At 45.8% G+C, this 1,089-nt stretch carries 2 protein-coding genes; both read right to left on the bottom strand.

The window, feature by feature from the left end; all coding sequences use genetic code 11:
• On the bottom strand, window positions 1–551 hold a 551-nt coding region (locus tag HC175_RS24260; protein ID WP_438865942.1), incomplete at its 3' end, for a DHH family phosphoesterase.
• Between the two features lie 109 nt (window positions 552–660).
• Window positions 661–1,089: 16S rRNA (cytidine(1402)-2'-O)-methyltransferase (gene rsmI / locus HC175_RS15035; protein WP_209310000.1), on the bottom strand; the 429-nt coding region annotated here is incomplete at its 5' end.

Raw genomic sequence — 1,089 nt, 5'->3', positions numbered from 1 at the left:
GCCCTTTTTGGATCCAGGACGGCCACGGCATCGGGAATTCCCGCCCCCGGGCGGTGATGGTCACAAATAATGAAATCCACTCCTTTTTGGGATGCATAAGCTACCTTTTCAATGGCTTTTATACCACAGTCCAAAGCAATGATGAGACTTATATCGTTATCGGCAGCGAAATCTATTCCTTTATAGGAAACACCGTAACCTTCATCATACCTGTCGGGAATATAAGTAGCAACATTGGGATAGATCTTTTTAAGATAGGATGACACCAGGGCAACACTGGTAGTGCCATCTACATCATAATCCCCATAGACCATAATATTTTCCCCTTTTTGAAGTGCCAGTTCGATTCGTGCCACGGCTTTGTCCATATCCTTCATCAGGAAGGGATCGTGCAGGTCGGCCAGACTGGGCCTAAAGAATTTTTTGGCCTCCTCAAAGCTGTTTATCCCCCGTTGTGTAAGCAAAGATGCAATACTCTTCTCCACACCCAGAACTTCACAAAGGTGTGCAACGGTATGAGGATCGGGTTTAGGTTTAAGAGTCCAGCGCATGAATTATTTTTTTCAAAAATATGAAATTATTGCGGCCTTCCCTCACAACTTACATGTCCTGAAATGGTAAGAACTGAAGAAATTTCCTATTTCTGAAATGGTAGCTTTTTTAGTCTTTTTTGCCTGCAACAATAATTACAATTTCCCCTTTAGGTGGTTTGGCTTCGTAATGTACCAGCACTTCGGCGGCAGTACCTCTCACGGTTTCCTCATGGAGCTTGGAAATTTCCCGGGACACCGAAACCTGCCGGTCTTCTCCCATGAATTCTATGATCTGTGCGAGTGTCTTTAGCAGTTTATGAGGAGACTCATATAATATCATGGTACGCGTCTCCAGGGCGAGAAATTCCAGCCGGGTTTGTCGTCCTTTCTTTACGGGAAGAAAGCCTTCGAAGACAAATTTATCATTAGGCAATCCGCTGTTGACAAGAGCCGGAACGAAAGCAGTAGCTCCGGGCAGACAATCCACCTCAACTCCCGCCTCCACACAGGCACGCGTTAATAAAAATCCGGGGTCACTTATAGCGGGGGTACCCGC

This window comes from Salinimicrobium oceani, from assembly GCF_012037645.1.
The sequence above is the reverse complement of the archived record's forward strand: the minus strand, read 5'-3'. Positions and strand labels throughout refer to the sequence as shown.